A 20,734-nucleotide genomic window follows, 5' to 3' on the forward strand; every position below is an offset into this window, starting at 1 on the left:
TCTTCGAGAAACCGCGTGGGCCTACCCGATCCCGAATCGTTCCTCCCGTCGCAATCAGGCGTCCGCGGGAGGAAGGCGCACGCGGCCTCGAAGACTCGGCCGCACGGTGGGCTTGCCCACCGCTATATGTCCGGAGGCACGGATGCCAACCGTCAGCGTCATCGTCCCGGTGCGGAACGAGTCGCGATCCATCCGCCAGACGCTCACCTCGTTGCTCGGCCAGGACTACCCGGCCGAGGAGTTCGAGGTGATCGTCGCGGACGGGTTCTCGACCGACGACACCGTTCCCATCGTTCGCGAACTGCAAGGCCGGCACGCGAACTTGAAGCTCGTCTACAACCCCTGCCGGTGGTCGAGCGCCGGCCGTAACGTCGGTCTGCGGCAGATGACCGGGGACGTGGCCGTCATCGTGGACGGGCACTGCCACGTCCCGGACCGTAACTACCTGCGGAACGTGATGACGGCGTTCGCCGAGAGCGGGGCCGACAGCCTCGGCCGGCCGCAGCCGTTGGACGCGCCGAACCCCACGCCGTTCCAGGCCGCCGTGTCCGTCGCCCGGTCCAGCCGCCTCGGGCACAACCCGGACTCGGACATCTTTTCGGACCAGGCGAAGTTCGTCGAACCGCAGAGTACGGCCGTCGCCTACAAAAAAACCGTGTTCGAGACCATCGGCCTGTTCGACGAGCGGTTCGACGCGTGCGAGGACGTGGAGTTCAACCAGCGGGTCCACGACGCGAACCTGACGTGCTACTTCACGCCGGCGATCAAAATCGTTTACGACCCGCGGATGACCCTCGGCGGGCTGTTCAAGCAGCTCGGCCGGTACGGCGCGGGCCGCGCCCGCCTGGCGGGGAAGCACCCGCGGTCGCTGACGCCCCCCGCCCTCGTGCCCCCGCTCTGGTGCGTCTGGCTCGTCGTCGGCGCGGCCCTCGGCGTCCTCCACCCGTACCTGCTCGCCGCGTACCTCGGCTCGATCACCCTCTACGTCGGCGTGATCCTCGGCGCGTCGGCGTACCTCGGCCGCGGACACCCCGCGCGGGTCGCGGCCCGCATCCCGCTCGTGTTCGCCGCCATCCACTTCGGGTTCGGGGTCGGCTTCCTCCGGGAAGTTTGGCGGCAGGTCCGCGGCGTGCTACCATCACGGGCATGACGACCAACGACACCCTCCCAGACTTGACGTTCCTCCAACCGGACGGGTCGCCGGTGCAGCTCTCGGAGTTGCTCACCGCGGACCGGACGCTGCTGCTGTTCCTCCGGCACTTCGCCTGAATGCCGTGCGTCGCCCACCTCGGCGAGGTGGCCCGCGGGTACGACCGGTTGAAGCAGGCCGGCATCGGCGTCGTCGGCGTCGGGCACGCCCCGCCGCCGGTCGTGAAGCACTTCCTCGCCCGCGAGCCGAAGCCGTTCCCGGTCGTCACCGACCCCGGCCGGGCCGGGTACAAGGCCCTCGACCTCGGCCGCGTCGGGTTCTTCCACTTCCTGCGGCCCCGCATCCTCGGCAACTTCATCAAGCTGTTGTTCAAGGGCGAGCCGATCCGCCGGCTGACGCGGACCGAGGACGTGTTCCAGCTCGGCGGCGACTACCTCGTGGACCGCCACCGGAAGATCGTCTACGCCTACCCGAGCAAGGACGCGACCGACCGGCCGGGCGTGGACGCGATCCTGCACTGGGACCGCAAATAGCCACGAGCACCCGTGGAACCCGGAGCGGAAGCGATGGGGTGTGAGTCTAACACCCCATCGCTTCCGCTCCGGGTTCCACGATTGCCCTTCTTCTCCCCGTTGACTCTCGCCGACCTCACGCCTACCGATGATAGTAAACCCCCGCCGAGTTTCACTTCACCCGAGAGGAACGTAATGTCCCCGACTCGCTGGCTCTCTGTCGTCGCCCTCTGCCTCGCGGCGCTGCCGGTCGCGGCAGCCGACCCCATCGAGTTCCTGCTGCCGAACGACGCGCTGAAGGTTCCGTTCAAGGACGACGTGCCGATCCTGTTCGTCACCCGGAACAGCAACACGGCCGAGTGGAACACGATGCCCGGCTTCTGGAACGAGGGCACGCAGGACGCCGTGGACCCCCTCACCGGCGCGAAGGTCACCCGCAAGGCGATCAAGATCAAGGTCCCGCTCGGCCTGTCCGCCGCCCCGCAAGTTCCGGCCGAAAACCCGCTGACGCTCGCCAAGTGGAAACTCGGCAAGAAGCTTTACTTCGACAAGATTCTGTCCTCGAACGCGACCGTCTCGTGCGCCACCTGCCACGACCCGGCGAAGGGGTACACGGACCAGTTGCAGTTCTCCAACGGGATCAACAACCTCGTCGGCGGGGCGAACGCGCCGACGGTCATCAACTCCGCGTACAACCGGTTCCAGTTCTGGGACGGCCGCGGGGCGTCGCTGGAGGACCAGTCGCAGGGGCCGGTCGGAAACGCGAAGGAGATGTTCGCCGGCAGCGGCGACCCGTGGGACGCGGCGATCGTGCGGATCCGCAAGCAGCCGGAATACGTGAAGGCGTTCGAGCAGGTGTTCGGCCACCCCCCGACCCGCGACGCCGCGGCGAAGGCCATCGCCACCTACGAGCGGACGGTGCTGAGCGGGAACAGCGTCTACGACCGGGCCGAGGCCGTGATGCGGAAGCGGGTCGCGGACGAGGACGACGGCGGGAAGCCGGAACTCAAGGCCCAGGACTTCACGGCCGTGCTGAAGGACGCGGTCGCGAAGAAGGACACGACCGCCCTCGCGGCCCTCGGCACGGACGGGGCCGACGCGGACGGCCTCGGCAAGAAGCTGGTCAACGGCCGGAACCTGTTCTTCGGCAAGGCCCGCTGCACGAACTGCCACGTCGGCGACAACTTCACGGACAACGCCTTCCACAACCTCGGCGTCGGCGTAACGGACGGCCAACTGCCGAAGGGCGACCTCGGGCGGTTCGGCAGCCAGCCGACCGGCCACAAGGACCCGTCGCAGATCGGGGCGCAGAAGACGCCCGGCCTGCGGGCGCTGAAGAACACCGCCCCGTACATGCACGACGGCCGCGAGAAGACGCTGGAGGAGGTCGTCGAGTTCTACGACAAGGGCGGGAACGCGAACCCGTTCCTCGCAGAGAAGATGCGGGACACGGCCGCCGAGGCGGCGTACCTGAAGGCGAAGGCCGCCGGGCAGCCGGTGGACCCGAACGTGAAGGTGTTCACCAGCGGCGGGCTGCCGATCGTCCCGTTCAAGCTGAACCTGACGAAGGACGAGAAGGCCGACCTCGTGCTGTTCCTGAAGTCCCTGGAAGGCGACCCGATCGACCCGATGGTCGCCGACCCGGCGAGGTAACTTACTTACGCGCGGCGAGTTTCCGGCCGGGTACGGGCGGGGTCGGGGCGTTCGCCCCGCGCCACGCCCGGACCACCAGGACCCGCATCCGGCTGCCGTCGTTGGCGTCGGCCACGAACCACGCGCCGCCGAGCTTCCCGGCCGGCCGCTCGGTCGGGCCGACGACCAGGAACTCCCCCGGCGTGACCGCCACCTCGAACGCCAGCTTCGGGAACTTGTCCATCTCCTTCTGGTCGAGCCACGCGAACCCGGTCCCGTCGATCGTCGGCCGCAGCCACCCCTGCCGCTCGCCGTGCTGCGCCCGCGGCTCGAACGTCAACTTCAGCTTCCCGTTCTCGCCGGCCGCGGCGGTGACGTGGAAGCCCATCTGTGCGTTCGCCAGCTCGAACGCCGTCGGCTCCGCGCCGATGTCCGCGAACGACCGGAACGCGGCCGTCGGGACCGGGCCGTTGATCGGCAGCACCTTCCCCTCGCCGAGGCCCGCCGTCGTCTCGTTCGGCCGGACCGTCGCCTCGCCGGCTTCGATCCGCTCCAACAACTCCGCCGGCGGGTTGCTCGGGAAGACGCCGACGCGGACGCCGTTCTCCGCCAGCAGCGCGGCCGTCTCCGGCGGCAGCGGCTTGAGCGTCGTCGCCCAGAGGTGCGTCGTCAGGTACGGGTCGCCGGTCGGCTGGTCGAGGAGGACGGTCCGGAGGACGGCCTTGTCCTTCGCGGGACTGGCGGCGAACGGGCTGTAGCTCTGGATGAGGTCGCGGGCGGACCGGTCCCCGCGGAACGGCAGGCAGCCGCCGAGTGAGGCGGCGAGCGCGACGAGGACCACGGAACGGCGAGCGTTCATGACCGTCCGACCTTCCCTGGGAGACGAGTCCGAGTCGCGGCGGAATAACGTGGCTGGGGAGGCGGGTCAAGGGGAGGAAGAACCTGACTTCCGAAGTCCGGCTTCGACTTCGGAAGTCGAACGCCGCCGGTGCGTTCGCGGGTTGGGCAACCGCCCCACCGTCCCATCGACTTCCGAAGTCGAAGCCGGACTTCGGAAGTCGAGTTACGCCGTCGCGTGGGCCGTCACGACCGACGGTTGCAACACCGGGCCGAGTTCCTCGAACAAGTGGTCGAGAATCCCGGCGACCGCCCCCTCGGACTTCGTCGAGGTCGCCTTCACGAGGCGGCACCGCTCGCGGTACGGCGGCAGCTTCCGCCTCGCCGCCCGCCCCGCGAGGCCGTCCACCATGTCCGGGGCGAGGTCGAGCAGCTTCCCGTGCATCACGATGAGCGGCGGGGCGAACATGTTCGTCACCGCCGCCACCGCCACCGACAGGTAGTCCAACACTCGCTCCAACTCGCCCCGGACGCCGGCCGGGTCCGCGGCCGCGATCTCGAACGCCTCGTCGATGGTCAGCGACTTGTGCAGCTTCGCCCCGACGAGCCGGGCGAACGCGGCGTCCGTGGCGACCGTTTCCAGGCAGCCGTGGTTGCCGCACCCGCACCGCTCGCCGTCGAGGACGGCCGTGATGTGCCCCATCTCGCCGGGCAGCCCGATGTGCCGGCCGAGCAGCCGCCCGCCGACCAGGCAGCCGACCCCCAACCCCCCGGTGTAGTCGATGACACACAAGTCGGCGATCTGGTGGACCCGCCGCTCGGCGAGGCACAGGGCGTCGTTCTCCTGGATCATCACCGTGGTGAGGCCCAGCCGCTCGCGGAGGTCGTGGCCCGGCCGCTGGTCGTCGATTTGGTGCAGGTTCGGGGAGAAGACGGTCCGGTCGCCGGTCGGGTCGATCAGGCCGGGGAAGCTGAGGCCGAGGCCGAGCAACCGCGTGTTCGGCCGCTCCATCCACGCGCGGGCGTGCCGCTCGATCTCGGCCAGGAGGCGGGCGTAGGTGTTCGGCGTCGGGAACCGGACCCGCGACGCCGGGTTCGGGTTGCCGTCGATCCCGCCGAGGATCATCTCGCAGAACTCCGGCTCGATCGACACGCCGACGACCTGCACGGCGTCGGACGACAGCCGGAGGATTTTCCCCGGTCGGCCGGGGCCGGTGATTTCCGCGTCCGTCTCCTCGATCAGCCCGGCCCGGACGACCTGGGTGACGGCGGACGACACGGTCGTCGGGCTGATGCCCGTCAGCCGGGCGATGTCGGCCCGCGACATCGGGCCTTTTGCCTTGAGTGCCTCGACGACCGCCCGCTGGGTCATGCGGCCGAGCAACTGGGGACGGAGGTTGGAAGTGACCTCGTCGGACATCACGACACCGGTGGGCGAGGGAGGGTTACCGGTTATGTTAATCCTTCCTTCATCATTAACGCAACGGTCGTTTCCATCGCCGCGACGGTCATCGCCACGTCGGCGGCCGTGTGCTCGCAACTGGTCATCCCGCCGGTCCCCCACCAATCGACGCCGTTGAGCAACATCCCCTGCCGCACGGCGTACACCTGCTTCATGTTCTTCGGCCCGTCGAGCGCGTTCACGTCGTTGTCGAACGGGATCAGCCCGTCGTTCACGCCCGCCGGCTTCGGCCGCGGCCCGGCGTACTTCGGCACGACGCGGACCATGCTGAAGTCGCCGTAGGCCAGCCACGGCCAGTCGTTCGCCGCGAACATCGCGTTAAGGTCGTTTCGCAGCTTCACCGCGATCTCGTTCGCCGCGGCCGTCGGCTTCCCGGTCGCGACCCGCTTCAGCGTCGCGATGCCGGCGGACGCCGAGAGCGGGTTCGCGTTGTACGTGCCGGGGTGCTTCATCTTCGGCTTGCCCGGCCGCGGCTCGATGAAGTTGAGGATGTCCGCCCGCCCGACGAGACACCCGCCGGGCAGCCCGCCGGCGAGGATTTTCGCGAACGACGTGAGGTCCGGCTTCACGTTGTAGAACTCCTGCGCCCCGCCCGGCGCGACGCGGAAGCCGGTGATGACCTCGTCGAAGATCAGCACGCGGTCGAGCCGGGTACAGAGTTCCCGCAGCCCGGTGAGGAACGCGCCGCGGATCGGCACGGCCCCCCAGTGCCCGCCGGTCGGCTCCAGGATCACGGCCCCGATGCCGGCGTCCTTCTTGAGCGCGTCCTCGACGCGGTTCAGGTCGTTCGGCGGGATCGCGACGCAACAACCCGACACGCCATCGGGAACGCCGGGGACGGTCGCCGCGTCATACGGCGGGTCGGACGACACCGTCACGTAGTCGTGCCAGCCGTGGAAGTGGCCCTGGAATTTCAGGAACTTCGGCTTCCCCGTGAACAGCCGGGACAGCCGCAGGGCCATCATCGTCGCCTCCGTGCCGCTGCCGGTGAAGCGAATCCGCTCCGCGGACGGCACGAGTTTCTTGACGAGCTGCGCCCACTCGATCTCGAGTTCGTGGCACGCGCCGGGGTGCGTCCCCTTCGCCATCTGCTGCTGGACAGCCTCGACCACGTCCGGCGGCGAGTGGCCCAAGATGTGCGACCCGTGGCCGACGAAGTAGTCGATGAGTTCGTGCCCCTCGATCGACCACTTCTTCGACCCCTTCGCGCGATCGACGTAGATCGGGAACGGCTCCATCATCCGCGTGTCGTGGGTCACGCCGCAGGGGAACAACTCCTTCGCGACCCGGAACCGGTCCAGCGACGGGCGGAACTTGTCCGCGTAGTGATCGACGAGCTTCGCGGGTGGGGACGACATGGCGTGACCTCGGTGAACGGGGGTTGCGGTACTATCCTACCGGAAGCCGCCCGCACGACCGGGAATCCGCACGCCGATGACCGTCCCCGTCCCGCCCGACCCGCCCGCGACGCACGCGCCGAACTCGGCGGAGGCGGGAACGCACACGCTCAAGCAGAACCTCGCCGGGTCCACGACGGAGATCACGCAACTCGGCCCGACGGACCTGCCGCACCACCTGTCGAGCCTCCAGTTCTGGCAGGTCGGCCGGCAGGTCGGCGACTTCGTCCTGCTCGCGAAACTCGGCGAGGGCGGCCTCGGCGTCGTTTACTTGGCACGCCAGGTGTCGCTCGACCGTCTCGTCGCGCTCAAGGTGACGGACGCCGCGCAGGCCGGGACCGGGGAGGGGCTGGCGCTCGCCGGCCTGGAACACGAGAACATCGTGAAGGTGTTCTCCGGGTTCGTCGAGCCGCAGACGGGGAAGCACTGCCTCTGCTTGCAGTACGTGCCGGGGACGAACCTCACGGCCGTCGTCAAGAAGCTCTACGGGAAGGAAGACCGGCCGCGGTCCGGCGAGGCGATCGTTGACGCGATCGACCTGCTCGCGAGTTCGGAGATTCGGTTCGACCCGACGGCGCTGGCCGGTCGCGAGGCGCTGTCGGACGACGACTTTTACTGTGCCGTCTGCCGGCTCGGCGAGCAGCTGGCGGCGGCCCTGTCGTTCGCGCACAGCCGGGACATCCTGCACTGCGACATCAAGCCGGGGAACATCCTGCTGACGCACTACGGCCGGCCGATGCTGGTGGACTTCAACATCTCGGTGAAGGCGGCCGACGCCGCGACCGCGGCCGTCGGCGGGACGCCGAAGTACATGTCGCCGGAACAGGAGGCCGCGTTCTTCGGCCGCGACGGCGCGGCGGTCGATCACCGGACCGACATCTACTCGCTCGGCGTCGTGCTGTTCGAGCTGGCGACCGGCGTGCGGGCGCTGGCCGAGAACCGCCACCTGTTGGCCGACATGCCGCGGGAACTGGCGTGGGTCTTGAAGCGGGCGACACAACCGGCCCCGACGGACCGGTACGAGACGGCCGGCGACTTCGCCGCCGCCCTCGCCGGGGCTCGCCTCCTCATGGCGACCCGCCACCAACTGCCGCGGCCGAGCTACCTCGGGATGCTGGCGCTGACGTACCCGCTGCCCACGCTGCTGTTCCTCGCGCTGTTCCCGCACTTCCTCGGGTCGGTATTGAACGTCAGTTACAACACGGTAGAAATCAAACTCTCCGAGTTTCAGCACGACCAGTTCACGAAGATCGCGCTCGTCTACAACGGGATCGTCTACCCGCTTTGCATCGCGGCCGGCGTGGTGCTGTTGCGGCGGTTCCAGGCGGACCGGCGGGCCGTGCTGACGTGCGAGGCGGACACCGGCACGGCCGACCGCGTCCGTCGCGACGCGGTGACGCTCGGCCGGTGGGGGATCGTCTTCGCGCTCGTCGGTTGGCTGCCGGGCGGACTGCTGTTCCCGCTGCTGCTCGACTGGCGGGCCGGGCCGCTACCGTGGCAGGTGTACGTCCACTTCGCCATCTCGTTCACGCTGTCCGGCCTCGTCGGCATGGTCTACAGCTACTTCGGCATCCAGTACGTGGTGTTGCGGGTTCTCTACCCGCAGCTCGGCAACCCGGACACGATTACGAAGGGCATCGCCCGCGAGGAACTGCGGGCCGGGACGCGGTGGCTCGGCCCGTTCCTGGTGCTGGCGACGCTCATCCCGCTGTCCGGCGCGATCCTCCTGATCGTGCTCGCGGACGGCGCGATGACGCTCGGCTTCCGCGTACTGGTGACCGGCCTCATCGTGTTGGGCATGGCCGGCGTGACGGGCCTGGTCCGCGTGATGGACCGGCTCGCGGCCCTCGCCGCGCCGTGGGTCGCGCGGGGCGAGGGCCGCGCGGCCCCGGTGAACTGGTCCGCCGTCTGGCGGACCCAGGGGTGAACACCATATATAGCCGCCGGCTTGCCGGCGGGGTTTCGGGCGTCCCAAAACTCCGCCGGCAAGCCGGCGGCTATATAAAAGCGTGTCCAACTCAGGAGGCAACGATGTCCCAATTTCTCTTCGCCTTGCCCGTCCTGTTCTTGTCCGCAGCCCTCACGGCGGCGGGCGAGTTCAACAAGACGCTGAGCGTCGGCGACGCGGCCCCGGCGTGGGCGGACCTCGACGGCACGGACGGCAAGAAACACGCGCTCGCCGACCTCAAGGACAAGGACGTGGTGGTTGTCGTGTTCACGTGCAACAGCTGCCCGGTCGCGGTGGATTACGAGGACCGGATCATCGCGTTCGCGAAGAAGCACGCCGCGGCCGACGCGAAGGTCGCGGTCGTGGCCATCAACGTGAACACGGCGAAGGAGGATCAGCTGCCGGAGATGAAGAAGCGGGCCGAAAAGAAGAAGCTGCCTTACCGGTACCTGTACGACCCGTCGCAGGCCATCGCGAAGAAGTACGGGGCGAAGTACACGCCGGAATTCTTCGTGCTGAACAAGGAGCGGAAGGTCGTCTACATGGGCGCGCTCGACGACAAGAGCAACGCCGCCGACGCGAAGGTGAATTACCTTGAGGCGGCCGTCACCGCGGCGCTGGCGGGCAAAACCGTCGAGAAGGGCGAGACGTTGGCCCGCGGCTGCATGATCCGGTACAACCGCGAGCCGAAGTGACCGGGGCTACTTCTCGACTCCCACCGGGGCGATGCTTAGCGGGGCCGCGGGAACGTTCGGCCGCGGCTCCGCCATCTTCGCGGACGTTAAGATCAGCGTGTCCGCCTTCACGGTCTTCCGGTAAGCCTCGCCCACCGGCTTCCCGTCGCGGGACACCAGCACGACCGCCCCGGCCGCGAGTTTCTTCTTCGCGTCCTCGAACGACACGACCTTTCCGTCGGCCGTCGTCACGTCCGGCTTCACGTCGTCGAACGGCGTCGGCACCATTCCCTCCACCGTCTGTTTCACGTCCACGTACGTGACCTTTGTTTCGCCGTTCTCCGTGACCGATTGCGGAACCTTCACCGTCACTTCCTTCTTCCCCATCGCCGAGACGAGGACGACGCCCCTCTCGTCGGCCTTCACGGACAGGATCGTCGGCGCGGGCATCGTGTGGTGTGACAGGTCGGCGATAACCTTCTTCTCGTCCTTTTTGTAGCTCACCAGGATCGCGTCCCCGGAAAGGATCGCGAGATAGCCGGGGTCCGTCTCCTTGCCGTCGGGCGGCAGCACGAGGACGCCGCCGGTCTTGAGCTTGGCCGTCACCTGATCCGCCGTCAGCGGCTTGTCGTCGGCCGTCTTGAACGTCGCGCCGGTGTTGTCGAGCGTCACGTTCTGGTACTCCGGGACCGTGATGTCGCGGACCTCGGCCCGTTGGCGTTGTTGGCCGTTCTCGACGAACGGGACCGTCACGGTCGTTTGGACCGCCTTGTGCGTAACCACGGTCACCACAACCCGCCCCTCGGGGGTGGGTACGACGCCGAGCAGCCTCGGCGGCGGGCCGAGCGGCTTCGTCGCCTTCGGGACCGGGGCGGCGGGCGCGAGCAGGACGGCGGAAAGCAGGACGGACGCGAGCATCGGGTTCACCTCGGGGGACCGGGCGTTTGCATGTTACGGCAGAACGGTAGCCGGTCAAAGTAGACCCCGGAGCGGTAGCGACGGGGTGTCGAGCGGTTCGACACCCCGTCGCTACCGCTCCGGGTTCTACCAACGAAAGCGGAGGGCGTACCGCCCTCCGTTCGCGCGAGTTGTGGTTGGAGGTTAGTTGTCGCGGCGGCGTTGCGGGGCTTGCATCAACTTCGCCGTGTCGAACTTCTCGCCGACCATGTCCTTCCAAGCCTTCTTCTGGTCGGCCGTCAGCCCCTCGGCCACCTTTTCCGTGGCGTCCTTGCGGAGGGCTTCAGACTTCTTCTGGAACTCGGCGAATTTCTTCATGTCCTCTTCGGACGGCCGCTGGCCTTGCCCGCCGAACCGCGGCATGTCCTTCCGCAGCTCGGCCGTATCCTTTTGAAGCTCCTCGTTGATGTCCTTGATCTTGGTCTTTTGTTCGTCGCTGAGTTTCAGCTTCTCTTGCACGTCCTTGTTCGCGAACGCGGCGAAGCCCATGACCTGCACGTTGATCTCGCTCAGCCGCTTGGCCTGCTTCGCGTCCAGGACGCCCTCGACGGCCTTCTTCGTGTCCTCGGACAACTTGGCCATCTTCTCGGCCATTTCCTTGCGTTGTTCCTCGGTCGCGTTGCGACCGCCGCCGCCGCCGAACAGTTCCCGCCGCTTCTCGCCGATCGGCTTCAGCGCGTCTTCGAGCTTGGTCTTTTGTTCGTCGGTGACCTTGAGTTCGTCTTGCAGGACCTTGTTCGTCGCGACCAGGCCGTAGGCGGAAATCTGGCCGAAGCCGCCGCCGCCGAACCCGCCGGGCCGGCCTTGCGCGGACGCCGTCGTGGCAACGGCCGCGGCCAGCGCCGCGGACAGGACGATTCGGAGAACGAGTTTCATACCGCACCTCGGAGAGACGACCACCCGCAAGACTGGGCGACCCGCCCAGGGTAGGTGGCGATGAATTGTTCGCGATAGCTTGCGAACCCGGCCGTGATAAAGAGATGAGAGATTCCGAGAACGCCGTCAGTCCGTGGTGACGTTGTTGCCGTCGGCCCTCGTGCAGAACCGGCGGAAGGCGTCGCGGTCCGGGGCGAACCGGATGTGCCGGACCGACCCGTCGCAGGCGAGCAGGTTCGCCCCCGTAGGGTGGGAGGAGCCGAACTGCGACAGGGCCGCGTCCGGGTCGCCGTCGGTCGTCTGCGGGATGTCGCGGTTCGGCCCCCAGGTGGCCCCGGTGTCCGGATCGGCCGTCGCGGCCCGGACCGCGTCCGCGTCCCACCCCGGCGATACGTAGGGTTCGTCGTCGTCGCCGCTGCGGCCGAGCCGGTCGAGCTTCATCCGCTTCTCGCCGACCATCAGCGTGTTCGACAGGCCGTCCGTAATGTTCGCGAACCGCACCGGCTTCAGGCCACGGCGGAGGACTACGCCGGACGCGGCGGTCGCCGCGAGAGTGTTCCCGGCGTTCCCGGCGTAGTCCCCCTTCCCGACCTCGCCGAGCGCCGTCGGCATCCTCCGCGAGGGGCAGAAATACGCGCGCACCGGTGTCCGACGGACGATCTCGTCGTCCGTCTCGGCGTGCAGCGGCCCCCGCTCGATGTGCGGCAGCAAGTGGTACGGCCAACTCCACTCGGCGCGGCGCTCCGGCGGCGTACCGGTCGCGAAGGTATACGGCCCGGCCTTCGGTCCCGCGCCGGCGGAGCAGTCGGACGCCACGTCGGGGTGAACCGGGTCGTCGCACCCGTTCTTCCCGCCGTGCGGGAGCACGCCGAAGGCGTCGTGGTGGCCGTGGAAGCCGAGGCCGATCCGCTTCAAGTTGTTCGCGCACTGCGTCCGCGCGGCCGCCTCCCGCACCTTCTGCACGGCCGGGAGCAACAGTCCGATCAGGATGACGACGATCGCGACGGCGACCAGCAGCTCGATGACGGTGAATCCTTTCACGCGCGGGGCGGAGGGAGACAACTTCGCGTCCTCCGACGGTGAGAGGAAACTCATGAGAAATGAAGTGCCAATGAAAGTAACCCGGCAGGGATTCCAACGCAAGGGCGAGCGTCGAAAAATCGGCCGGATTGTTCCTGCCCGGTTCTGCCGCCGTCCGCCGCGCTCGAACCTGCTTCCCTTGACAGCCTTCCGGCCATCGCCGACATTAACACTTCCGCAGGGCCACCCGCCACTACCGACCCGAGGGGGCGATGATCCGTTTCGCGTGTCCGGGCTGCTCGTCCACGTTCTCGGTCCCGGACGAAAAGGCGGGCAAGTCCGGCAAGTGCCCGAAGTGCCAGGCGCAGTTCATCATCCCGCAGCCGGAGGGGTCGCCCGCCGCCCCGCCGCCGCTGCCGGCGAACGCCCCGGCCCCCGGCCCGCCGCCGCTGTCCGTCACGACGATCAACATCCCGGCCCCGCAGCCGCCGGCCGCGGACCCGAACGCGCCGGTCGAAATCGACCCGTGCCCGAAGTGCCAGACGAAGTTGTCGGTCGCGACCTCGGACCTCGGCAACGATGTGGAGTGCCCGTACTGCAAGACGGTGTTCAAGGCCGAGCGGGCCGGCACGCGACCGCCGGCCCCGCCGCCCGCGCCGGAAAAGAAGTCGAGCTTCGAGACGGACTTCTCCAGCCGCCCGAAGGCGAAGAAGGAGCGGGACGCAGACGACGACGACCGGCCCCGCCGCCGCAAGCGGGACGACGATGATGACGACCGCCCCTCGCGGCGACGGCGGGATGATGACGAGGATGACGACGACCGGCCGTCCCGCCGTCGCCGGGCCGCCGCGAGCCGGGACGATGATGACGATGACCAGCCGTCGCGCCGCCGCTCGTCCCGCCGGGACGACGACGATGACGACGATGACCGCCCGCGGCGACGCCGTTCGCGGCGGGGCGGCGGCGGGAGCGGGCAGAAGAGCGCGGCCGTTACTGTTGCATCAGCATTCACGATTTTGATCGGAGTCTTTTGGCTGATAGGTGCAGGGTTCAGTTTCTTCGGCGGTGCATTCTTCTACTCCTTGTTTGGCGGCGTTCCTCGAAGAAATATAGATCCCGCTGCTCGAGAGGCTCTGGACGGCTTTCAAACTGGATTCTCCGCACTTTTCATTGGGTGCGGCGTAGTTCTTCTACTTGTGGCATTGCTCCATATTCTTGGCGGTGTTTTCGCCATCCAACGGAAGCAGGGTGGTCGAATCATGGTCATTGTTTGTTCCGTTCTGGGCATAGTTTTGGGTATTTTCGCTTTGATCCAGACTTTCAACATTCTGCTTTCTTCCTTCACACCATCGATGCAAACCGTCCTTTCCAATTTGCTCTCACTACTGCTCACTCTCGGCTACGGGATTTTCACTCTCGTTACGATGTGCCGGTCGGACTACGCCGAGGAGTTCTCTTGACGTGCAAGTAGGGCGCTCTTGCCAGCCCGCGGCGCGAGCAAGGGCCGGACGTCCAAGCCCTTGCTCGCGCCGCGGGCTGACACAAACTACCCTGCCCACGGGAAACCGTGGGCTTTTTTTGTTTTCCCGGATCGGAACCGCGTGGTAGCCTCCGGGTTAGAAGGTTAGATGGTGGTCGTGACAACCGCGGAGCCTCCCATGCGTCGCAAACCGTTTCTTGCCCTCGCTTTAATCGCCGGCTTCGGCCTCGCGTCCCTCCCGCACGTCGGGTCCGCGGCCGACGAGAAGGCCAACCCCAAGAAGCAGAAGCAGGCCGCGAAGAAACTCGCCGACGCGAAGAAGGCCGAGGAGGAACGGCAAGCCGCGGAAGCAGCGAAGAAGGCCGCGGACGCGAAGCGGGCCGAGGCGAGGAAGGCGGCCGAGGAGAATCAGGCCGAGCCGCTGAAGCCCGCCCGCATTGGCGGCGAGAAAGACGCGGCGGCCGTCGCGAAGTTCATCGACGCCCAGGTCGCGGCGAAGCTGGCCGCGGAGAAGGTTCCGGCCTCCCCGGCCTGCACCGACGAGGAATTCGTCCGTCGCGCCTACCTCGACCTCGCCGGCGTCATCCCGACCGCCGAGCAGGCGAAGGCGTTCCTCGAATCGACGGCCGCCGACAAGCGGGGGAAGTTGATCGACGAACTGCTCGACTCGCCGAACTACGCCCGCCACCGGGCCGACCTGTGGATGGCGCTGCTCGTCCAGCGGACCTCGGACAACCGGCGGGTCGATTTCGCCTCCCTGCGGAACTGGCTCGACGAGCAGTTCGCGGCCAACAAGCCGTGGAACGAGGTCACGACCGACCTCCTCACCTCGACCGGGCAGCAGGAGAAGAACCCGGCCGTCGGCTTCTACCTGTCGAACAACACGGTGGACAAGATGACGGACGAGGTCGCGAAGGTGTTCCTCGGCGTGCAACTCCAGTGCGCCCAGTGCCACGACCACAAGTTCAACGACTGGAAGCAGACCGACTACTGGGCGATGGCGCAGTTCTTCATGAAGGTGGAGATCGGCGGCGTCAACAAGGACCCGAACCCGACCGTGCAAGAGAAGCCGAACGTCCGGCGGAACGCCAAGAACAACACCCTGCCGGAGTCGGCGAAGCAACTCGACCCGAAGTTCCTCCAGGGGCCGATGGCCGAGGTCGGCCTGGGCGAGCCGTACCGCCCGGTGCTGGCGAAGTGGGTCACGGCCCCGACGAACCCGTTCTTCGCGAAGGCGACGGTCAACCGGGTGTGGGCGGAGTTGTTCGGCCGCGGGATCGTCAACCCGGTCGATGACATGGTCGGGCAGAACCTGCCGTCGCACCCGGAACTGCTGGAGGCCCTCGCCGCCGACTTCGCGGCCAACGGGTTCGACCTCAAGCACCTGCTCCGCGGCGTGTGCAACAGCGCCGCCTACCAGCGGTCGAGCAAGCCGGCCGCCGGCAACGAGACGGCCCCGCCGCACCTGTACGCGAAGATGACGGTGAAAATCCTCAGTCCGGAGCAGCTGTTCGACAGCCTCGCGGCCGTGACGAAGTTCGAGGAACCCCGCCCCAAGACGCGGGACAAGGCGGTCAAGGGGTTCCAGCCGGGCGCTCGCGACCGGTTCGTGACCTTCTTCCTCGCCGGGGCGGAGATGGTCAGCACCGTCGAGTACGAGGCCGGCATTCCGCAGGCGCTCAAGCTGATGAACTCGAAGCAGACGGCCAGCGGCAACCCCCTCGCGGTGCGGTCGGTCGTCGGCAACGCCCGCGGGGCGGAGGCGGTCGAGAAGATTTACCTGTCCGCCCTCTCCCGCTACCCGACGGCCGCGGAGCGGGCGAAGCTGACCGACTACGTCGCGAAGGCCGGCAACCCGCAGGAGGCGCTCGGCGACGTGCTGTGGGCCGTGCTGAACAGCAGCGAATTCACCGTGAACCGTTAACACTCCCACGCACGGTCGTGCGTGGGCTTTCGCCCAACCGAACTCTAACCGGGTTTCCACATGTTCTCCTCCCTCCTGCAAGAGCGTTCGCGGCGCGAGGTTCTGCAACTCTCCGCCGCCGGGGTCTTCGGGGCCTCGCTGTCCGGGTGGATGAAGGTTCTCGCCGACAACGTCGCCAAGACGCCGGCCGTGAAGGGGAAGCACAAGAGCTGCATCCTCCTCTGGATGGACGGCGGGCCGACGCACAAGGACACCTGGGACCTGAAGCCCGACAGCAAGGGGGCCGGCGAGTTCAAGCCGATCAACACCGCCGCCGACGGCATCCAGATCAGCGAACACCTGCCGAAGGTCGCCGGCCTCATGAATCACGGCGTCCTCGTCCGCGGGATGAGCACGCCGGAGGGGGCGCACGGCCGGGCGAAGTACTACCTGCACACCGGCTTCCGCGAGGGCCAGGGCGGGGTCGTGTACCCCAGCCTCGGGTCGATCGTGTCCCAGCAACTCGGCCGGCCGGACGCGACCGTGCCGAACTACGTCGCCATCTCCGGCCGGTCCTACGGGTCCGGGTTCCTCGGGCCGAAGCACCAGCCGCTGAACGTGGTGAACCCGGCCACCGGCGTCGAGGACTTGAAGGCCATCGTCTCGAACACGCAGTTCGAGAACCGGGTCGGCCTGCTCAAGGACATGGAGGCGGCGTTCCACCGGGACTACAAGGTGGACCCGATCAGCGACCACAAGACGACCTACGAGCGGGCCGTCGCCCTCATGCAGTCGAAGGAGTCGAAGGCGTTCGACCTCAAGGAGGAACCCGCCGCCGGGCGGTCGAAGTACGGGACCGGCCGGTTCGCCGACGGCGTGCTCATGGCCCGGCGGCTCGTCGAGGTCGGCGTGCCGTTCGTCGAGGTGGCCCTCGGCGGGTGGGACACGCACATGGACAACTTCGACCGCGTGAAGAAGCTCTCCGGCGAGGTGGACGCCGCCCTGTCGTCGCTGGTGACCGACCTCAAGGACCGCGGGCTGCTCGACTCCACGCTCGTGCTCTGGATGGGCGAGTTCGGGCGGACGCCGAACATCAACGCCCGCGGGGCGAAGCCGGGCCGCGACCACTACCCGCGGGCGTGGAGCATGGCCATGTTCGGCGGCGGCATCAAGGGCGGCCGCACGATCGGCAAAACCGACAAGGAAGGCGCGGAAGTCGTCGAGCGGAAAACGTCCGCCCAGGACCTGCTCGCGACCGTCTGCGAGGTCATCGGGATCGACCACACGAAGGAAAACGTCACCCCGACCGGCCGGCCGATCAAGTTGGTGGACAAACCCAACCCGTTCACGTCGATGATTATGTGACCGCGACGGCGGGAAATCCGACGGTTCCGGGCGGTCGGGGGGAACCCCGGCCGCTCGTCGTTTCTCGAACTTGTGACACGTTGTGTTTCCCGATTCCGATTCGTAACGTATACTCTGAGAATTCATACCCCACGGGCTGCCATGCCCCAGGGAGAGGCCCGGCGTGAAGAAGGCTCTCATCAGCGACATCCACGGCAACCTGGAAGCCGCGGAAGCGGTACTGGCCGACATTCGGTCGTTGGGAATTACGGACATCTACTGCCTCGGCGACGTGGTCGGGTACGGCCCGAACCCCCGCGAGTGCATCGACCTCGTCATGGACTGCAAGCTCGTCCTCCTGGGCAACCACGACCAGGGGGCGATGTTCGACCCGGACGGGTTCAACCAGGCCGCCGAGAAGGCGATCTTCTGGACCCGCGCCCAACTCGAGGCCGGGAGCGAACCCCGCAGCGTCCGCGAGAAGCGGTGGGAGTTCCTGGCCGACCGGCCGCGGTCGTTCAAGGAGAACGGCTTCCTGTACGTCCACGGGTCGGCCCGCAACCCGCTCAACGAGTACGTCTTCCCGGAAGACATTTACAACGCCCGCAAGATGGAGCGGATCTTCTCGCTCGTCGAGAAGTATTGCTTCCAGGGGCACACCCACGTCCCCGGCGTGTTCACCGAGAACATGCAGTTCCTCAGCCCGGAGGACGTGGAGGGGACGTACAAGCTGGACGACAAGAAGACGCTGTGCAACGTCGGGTCCGTCGGGCAGCCGCGGGACGGGAACAAGAAGGCGTGCTACGTCATCCTCGAAGACAACACGATCACGTTCCGCCGGGTCGAGTACGACTGGACGAAGACCCGCGACAAGATTTACGCCATCCCGGACCTGGACAATTTCCTCGGCGACCGGCTCGGCGAGGGCCGGTAGAAATCCTCGACCAGACGCCGCGAATAGCCCACGGGCCGACCCGTGGGTTTTCCCATTCATAAGATGGTCGTATCGCGCCGACCGCCCGACCTCCCACCCGACACTCATGCAAAACTCCGGCCTGGCCAACCTCGTTCGCTTCCTGCTCGTCGCCGTGGTGATGTACGTCGCGTGGTCGTACCTCGTGCCGCCGAAGCAACCGCCGCCGGAGGAGCCGGAAGGCCCGAAGCTGCCGAGCGTCACCCGCGAGCAGGCCGCGGCCGTCGGCGGGGCCGCGATCCTGGCCGGCGAGCCGTTCAACAAGCTGTCCCCCGGCCGCCCGCCGCGGCCGCCGGAGGCGAAGCCGGCGGTCAACACCCCGCCAGCGCCGACCGAGCCGCACAGCCTGGTCGCCCTCGGCGACGAGTCGTTCGCCCTGAAGGTGCTGCTCACGAACAAGGGCGCGGGCGTCCAGCAGGTCATTCTGAAGAACTACGACGAGGCCGACCGCCTCGGCCGCCCGGTGAAGGACCCCGCGACCGGCGGCAACCGGCCGCTGTACCTCATCCCCGGCTACGTCCGGCCGACCTACCTCTACCTCGCGGAGCCGACCGAGTACCCGACGCTCGCCCCGAACCTGTCCGCCGCCGACCTCGCGGCCGGGAAGAAGCCGGGGCCGGTCCTCAACGGCGACCAACTCGCGGCCCCGTCGTACACGCTTCTGCACTACCCCGCGAAGGACGACCCGAACCGGCCGCTCGACAAGGACAACAAGACGAAGCCGGAGGACGACCGCATCCCGCTCGCCACGCTCGGCGAGTTGAACTGGAAGGTCGTCTCGATCAAGCAACCGGCCGACGGCCCGTGGGAGGTCGCGTTCGAGACGACGCTCGCGGCCCCGTACCACCTCAAGCTCCGCAAGACCTTCACCCTGGACCGCACGGACTACGACTTCAAACTGAAGGTGGACATCCTCCCGCTGCCGGAGCGGCTGAAGGGGTCGGGAAAGTTCCGCTACCAGATCGCCGGGCCGGTCGGGATGCCGATCGAGGGGGAGTGGTACACCACGACCTACCGGTCGGCGTACATCGGCTGGCTGGACGGGTCCGGCACGCCGCGGCGGGAACTCGACGACCCGGCGAACATCCACTACCGGCACGGCGGCGACGAGATCGTGAAGCGCGGCCGGTTTAACTACGCCGCCGTCGGCACGCAGTACTTCGCCTCGGCCCTGGCCATCGACGACGAGGTGACCGACGCCGACCAACCGTGGGAGTACGTGCGGCCGACGCGGACGCTCCCGCCGCCGACGCCGGACGAGCCGAACAAGTTGAAGCAGCCCTACGAGCAGGAACGGCACTTCCTGTTCGACATCACCGTACGGGCCGTGTCGCGGGTGTTCGACCCGGCGGCCGGCGAGCAACTGTCGCACGGGTACGCCGTGTACAACGGGCCGATGAAGGTCCGGCTGCTCTCGCAGTTGACCGGGCACATGGCCGTGCCGCCAGAGACGGTGGACCGGTACTTGACGAAGTACCACTTGGAAACGCTGACCGACTACCACTCGCCGTCGTGGTTCGGCCGGCGGCTGGACGGCATCGGGTGGTCGAGCCTCATCATCCTGACCACGAACATGATGCACTGGCTGCTCGGCCAGTTGCACGCCGTCGCCGGCAGTTGGGGCGCGTCGATCATCCTCGTGACCGTCCTCGTGCGGCTCTGCCTGTTCTTCCCGAGCCGCCGGCAGCAGACGATCAACGCGCACATGTCGGCGAAGATCACAGCCCTGAAGCCGCAGATCGACAAGCTGAACGAGAAGTACAAGGACGACTTCCTCGCGCTCGCCCAGGCGAAGCGGGAGTTGTTCGCCCAGGCCGGGATCAACCAGATGGCGCAGATGGGCGGCTGCCTGCTGCTGTTGCTCCAGATGCCGATCCTGATGGGCCTGTACTTCTGCTTACAGGAGAGCACGTTCTTCCGGCTCGAACCGTTCCTGTGGTTCCCGAACCTCGCCGCCCCGGACATGCTCGGGTGGTGGACCGAGTCGGTGCCGATGATCAGCACGCCGTGGTCCCGGTTCGGGGCGTTGAGCTTCCTGTACCTGGGGCCGTACTTCAACGTGCTGCCGCTGTTCGCGGTGATCCTGTTCTACGTCCAGCAGAAATTGACGATGCCGCCGCCGACGGACGACATCCAGGCGCAGCAGCAGGCGATCATGAAGTACATGCTCGTGTTCACGGCCCTGTTCTTCTACAAGGTCGCGGCCGGGCTGTGCGTGTACTTCATCGTCGGCGGCATCTGGGCCGTGCTGGAGCGGCGGCTCGTGCCGAAGCCGGACCTGACGCAGGCGAATGCCGTGGCCGTCGGCGGCGGCGGGAGCAGCTCGCCCGGCCGGGGCGACGGCGACTCCAACGGCGTTCCCAAACCAACCGGGCCGAAGCCGGGCGGGTTCCTGGCGCGGATGAAGGAAGCGCTCGAAGAGGCGAAGAAGCAGGCCGAGGCGAAGCGGCAGATCGTCAACGACAAGCCGACCGCCGGCGGCGGGGGCGGCCCGCAACAGCCGCGGCAGTCCGCGGGCGACCGTGCGCAGGAGCGGAAGAACAAGAAAAAGCGGAAGTGACCGGAGGCG

At 67.7% G+C, this 20,734-nt stretch carries 18 protein-coding genes; 11 read left to right on the forward strand and 7 right to left on the reverse strand.

Features of this window, described 5'->3' with window-relative positions; translation table 11 throughout:
• The first annotated feature begins 106 nt into the window (after positions 1–106).
• The 4 genes from AC5JJ2_RS00340 to AC5JJ2_RS00355 all read left to right on the forward strand — a co-directional run bounded on the left by AC5JJ2_RS00340 (position 107) and on the right by AC5JJ2_RS00355 (position 3,315).
• Positions 107–1,150: a glycosyltransferase family 2 protein gene (locus AC5JJ2_RS00340; protein ID WP_495855965.1), complete on the forward strand. Its 1,044-nt coding sequence runs from the start codon at positions 107–109 to the stop codon at positions 1,148–1,150.
• On the forward strand, positions 1,147–1,269 hold the full coding sequence (locus AC5JJ2_RS00345) for a hypothetical protein (RefSeq protein ID WP_495855966.1): 123 nt from the start codon (positions 1,147–1,149) through the stop codon (positions 1,267–1,269). The genes AC5JJ2_RS00340 and AC5JJ2_RS00345 overlap by 4 nt, the downstream gene beginning before the upstream one ends.
• Positions 1,270–1,683, forward strand: coding sequence for an AhpC/TSA family protein (locus tag AC5JJ2_RS00350; protein ID WP_495855967.1), 414 nt, complete (start codon positions 1,270–1,272; stop codon positions 1,681–1,683).
• A gap of 174 nt (positions 1,684–1,857) precedes the next feature.
• Entirely contained in the window at positions 1,858–3,315 is a 1,458-nt protein-coding gene (locus AC5JJ2_RS00355) for a cytochrome-c peroxidase (RefSeq protein WP_495855968.1), read from the forward strand.
• A 1-nt stretch (position 3,316) separates the two neighbouring features.
• Here the strand turns inward: AC5JJ2_RS00355 and AC5JJ2_RS00360 are convergent, their stop codons facing one another.
• From AC5JJ2_RS00360 to AC5JJ2_RS00370, 3 genes are all read right to left on the reverse strand, one after another.
• Positions 3,317–4,153, reverse strand: a complete 837-nt coding sequence (locus tag AC5JJ2_RS00360; protein ID WP_495855969.1) for a hypothetical protein — start codon at positions 4,151–4,153, stop codon at positions 3,317–3,319.
• A gap of 204 nt (positions 4,154–4,357) precedes the next feature.
• Positions 4,358–5,551, reverse strand: coding sequence for an ROK family transcriptional regulator (locus AC5JJ2_RS00365; RefSeq protein ID WP_495855970.1), 1,194 nt, complete (start codon positions 5,549–5,551; stop codon positions 4,358–4,360).
• Between the two features lie 32 nt (positions 5,552–5,583).
• On the reverse strand, positions 5,584–6,951 hold the full coding sequence (locus AC5JJ2_RS00370) for an aspartate aminotransferase family protein (protein ID WP_495855971.1): 1,368 nt from the start codon (positions 6,949–6,951) through the stop codon (positions 5,584–5,586).
• Between the two features lie 76 nt (positions 6,952–7,027).
• Here AC5JJ2_RS00370 and AC5JJ2_RS00375 point away from each other — a divergent pair, with 76 nt between their 5' ends.
• Entirely contained in the window at positions 7,028–8,917 is a 1,890-nt protein-coding gene (locus tag AC5JJ2_RS00375) for a serine/threonine-protein kinase (protein ID WP_495855972.1), read from the forward strand.
• Between the two features lie 104 nt (positions 8,918–9,021).
• Positions 9,022–9,633, forward strand: a complete 612-nt coding sequence (locus tag AC5JJ2_RS00380) for a redoxin family protein (protein WP_495855973.1) — start codon at positions 9,022–9,024, stop codon at positions 9,631–9,633.
• A 6-nt stretch (positions 9,634–9,639) separates the two neighbouring features.
• Here AC5JJ2_RS00380 and AC5JJ2_RS00385 read toward each other — a convergent pair whose 3' ends face one another.
• The 4 genes from AC5JJ2_RS00385 to AC5JJ2_RS00400 form a co-directional block, all read right to left on the reverse strand.
• Positions 9,640–10,530 (reverse strand): hypothetical protein, encoded by an 891-nt coding sequence (locus AC5JJ2_RS00385; RefSeq protein ID WP_495855974.1) that lies wholly within the window; start codon positions 10,528–10,530, stop codon positions 9,640–9,642.
• A gap of 183 nt (positions 10,531–10,713) precedes the next feature.
• Entirely contained in the window at positions 10,714–11,445 is a 732-nt protein-coding gene (locus AC5JJ2_RS00390; RefSeq protein ID WP_495855975.1) for a Spy/CpxP family protein refolding chaperone, read from the reverse strand.
• Between the two features lie 126 nt (positions 11,446–11,571).
• Positions 11,572–12,540, reverse strand: coding sequence for a DUF1559 domain-containing protein (locus tag AC5JJ2_RS00395; RefSeq protein WP_495855976.1), 969 nt, complete (start codon positions 12,538–12,540; stop codon positions 11,572–11,574).
• 178 nt (positions 12,541–12,718) lie between these two features.
• Positions 12,719–13,042 carry a hypothetical protein gene (locus tag AC5JJ2_RS00400; protein WP_495855977.1) on the reverse strand — a complete coding sequence of 108 codons (324 nt, stop codon included), beginning with the start codon at positions 13,040–13,042 and terminating at the stop codon, positions 12,719–12,721.
• Here AC5JJ2_RS00400 and AC5JJ2_RS00405 point away from each other — a divergent pair.
• From AC5JJ2_RS00405 to yidC, 5 genes are all read left to right on the forward strand, one after another.
• Positions 13,014–13,925: a hypothetical protein gene (locus AC5JJ2_RS00405; RefSeq protein WP_495855978.1), complete on the forward strand. Its 912-nt coding sequence runs from the start codon at positions 13,014–13,016 to the stop codon at positions 13,923–13,925. The two genes, AC5JJ2_RS00400 and AC5JJ2_RS00405, sit on opposite strands and share 29 nt — an antisense overlap.
• Before the next feature lie 198 nt (positions 13,926–14,123).
• The gene (locus AC5JJ2_RS00410) at positions 14,124–15,869 is read left to right on the forward strand and encodes a DUF1549 and DUF1553 domain-containing protein (protein ID WP_495855979.1); all 1,746 of its coding nucleotides are present in this window, start codon (positions 14,124–14,126) and stop codon (positions 15,867–15,869) included.
• Between the two features lie 60 nt (positions 15,870–15,929).
• Positions 15,930–17,213, forward strand: a complete 1,284-nt coding sequence (locus AC5JJ2_RS00415; protein WP_495855980.1) for a DUF1501 domain-containing protein — start codon at positions 15,930–15,932, stop codon at positions 17,211–17,213.
• Positions 17,214–17,376: 163 nt separating this feature from the next.
• Positions 17,377–18,126: a metallophosphoesterase family protein gene (locus AC5JJ2_RS00420; protein WP_495855981.1), complete on the forward strand. Its 750-nt coding sequence runs from the start codon at positions 17,377–17,379 to the stop codon at positions 18,124–18,126.
• Positions 18,127–18,232: 106 nt separating this feature from the next.
• Positions 18,233–20,725, forward strand: a complete 2,493-nt coding sequence (gene yidC, locus AC5JJ2_RS00425) for a membrane protein insertase YidC (RefSeq protein WP_495855982.1) — start codon at positions 18,233–18,235, stop codon at positions 20,723–20,725.
• The last annotated feature ends 9 nt before the right edge of the window (positions 20,726–20,734 follow it).

The sequence above is a fragment of the Limnoglobus sp. genome (genome assembly GCF_059499385.1).

Bases quoted from the DNA above. Each gene is read 5' to 3' on its own strand.
- AC5JJ2_RS00375 (WP_495855972.1), top strand. From the start codon at position 7,028: ATGACCGTCCCCGTCCCGCCCGACCCGCCCGCGACGCACGCGCCGAAC.
- AC5JJ2_RS00395 (WP_495855976.1), bottom strand. From the start codon at position 12,540: ATGAGTTTCCTCTCACCGTCGGAGGACGCGAAGTTGTCTCCCTCCGCC.
- AC5JJ2_RS00345 (WP_495855966.1), top strand. From the start codon at position 1,147: ATGACGACCAACGACACCCTCCCAGACTTGACGTTCCTCCAACCGGAC.
- AC5JJ2_RS00410 (WP_495855979.1), top strand. From the start codon at position 14,124: ATGCGTCGCAAACCGTTTCTTGCCCTCGCTTTAATCGCCGGCTTCGGC.
- AC5JJ2_RS00385 (WP_495855974.1), bottom strand. From the start codon at position 10,530: ATGCTCGCGTCCGTCCTGCTTTCCGCCGTCCTGCTCGCGCCCGCCGCC.
- AC5JJ2_RS00360 (WP_495855969.1), bottom strand. From the start codon at position 4,153: ATGAACGCTCGCCGTTCCGTGGTCCTCGTCGCGCTCGCCGCCTCACTC.
- AC5JJ2_RS00415 (WP_495855980.1), top strand. From the start codon at position 15,930: ATGTTCTCCTCCCTCCTGCAAGAGCGTTCGCGGCGCGAGGTTCTGCAA.
- yidC (WP_495855982.1), top strand. From the start codon at position 18,233: ATGCAAAACTCCGGCCTGGCCAACCTCGTTCGCTTCCTGCTCGTCGCC.
- AC5JJ2_RS00390 (WP_495855975.1), bottom strand. From the start codon at position 11,445: ATGAAACTCGTTCTCCGAATCGTCCTGTCCGCGGCGCTGGCCGCGGCC.
- AC5JJ2_RS00380 (WP_495855973.1), top strand. From the start codon at position 9,022: ATGTCCCAATTTCTCTTCGCCTTGCCCGTCCTGTTCTTGTCCGCAGCC.
- AC5JJ2_RS00350 (WP_495855967.1), top strand. From the start codon at position 1,270: ATGCCGTGCGTCGCCCACCTCGGCGAGGTGGCCCGCGGGTACGACCGG.
- AC5JJ2_RS00365 (WP_495855970.1), bottom strand. From the start codon at position 5,551: ATGTCCGACGAGGTCACTTCCAACCTCCGTCCCCAGTTGCTCGGCCGC.
- AC5JJ2_RS00355 (WP_495855968.1), top strand. From the start codon at position 1,858: ATGTCCCCGACTCGCTGGCTCTCTGTCGTCGCCCTCTGCCTCGCGGCG.
- AC5JJ2_RS00370 (WP_495855971.1), bottom strand. From the start codon at position 6,951: ATGTCGTCCCCACCCGCGAAGCTCGTCGATCACTACGCGGACAAGTTC.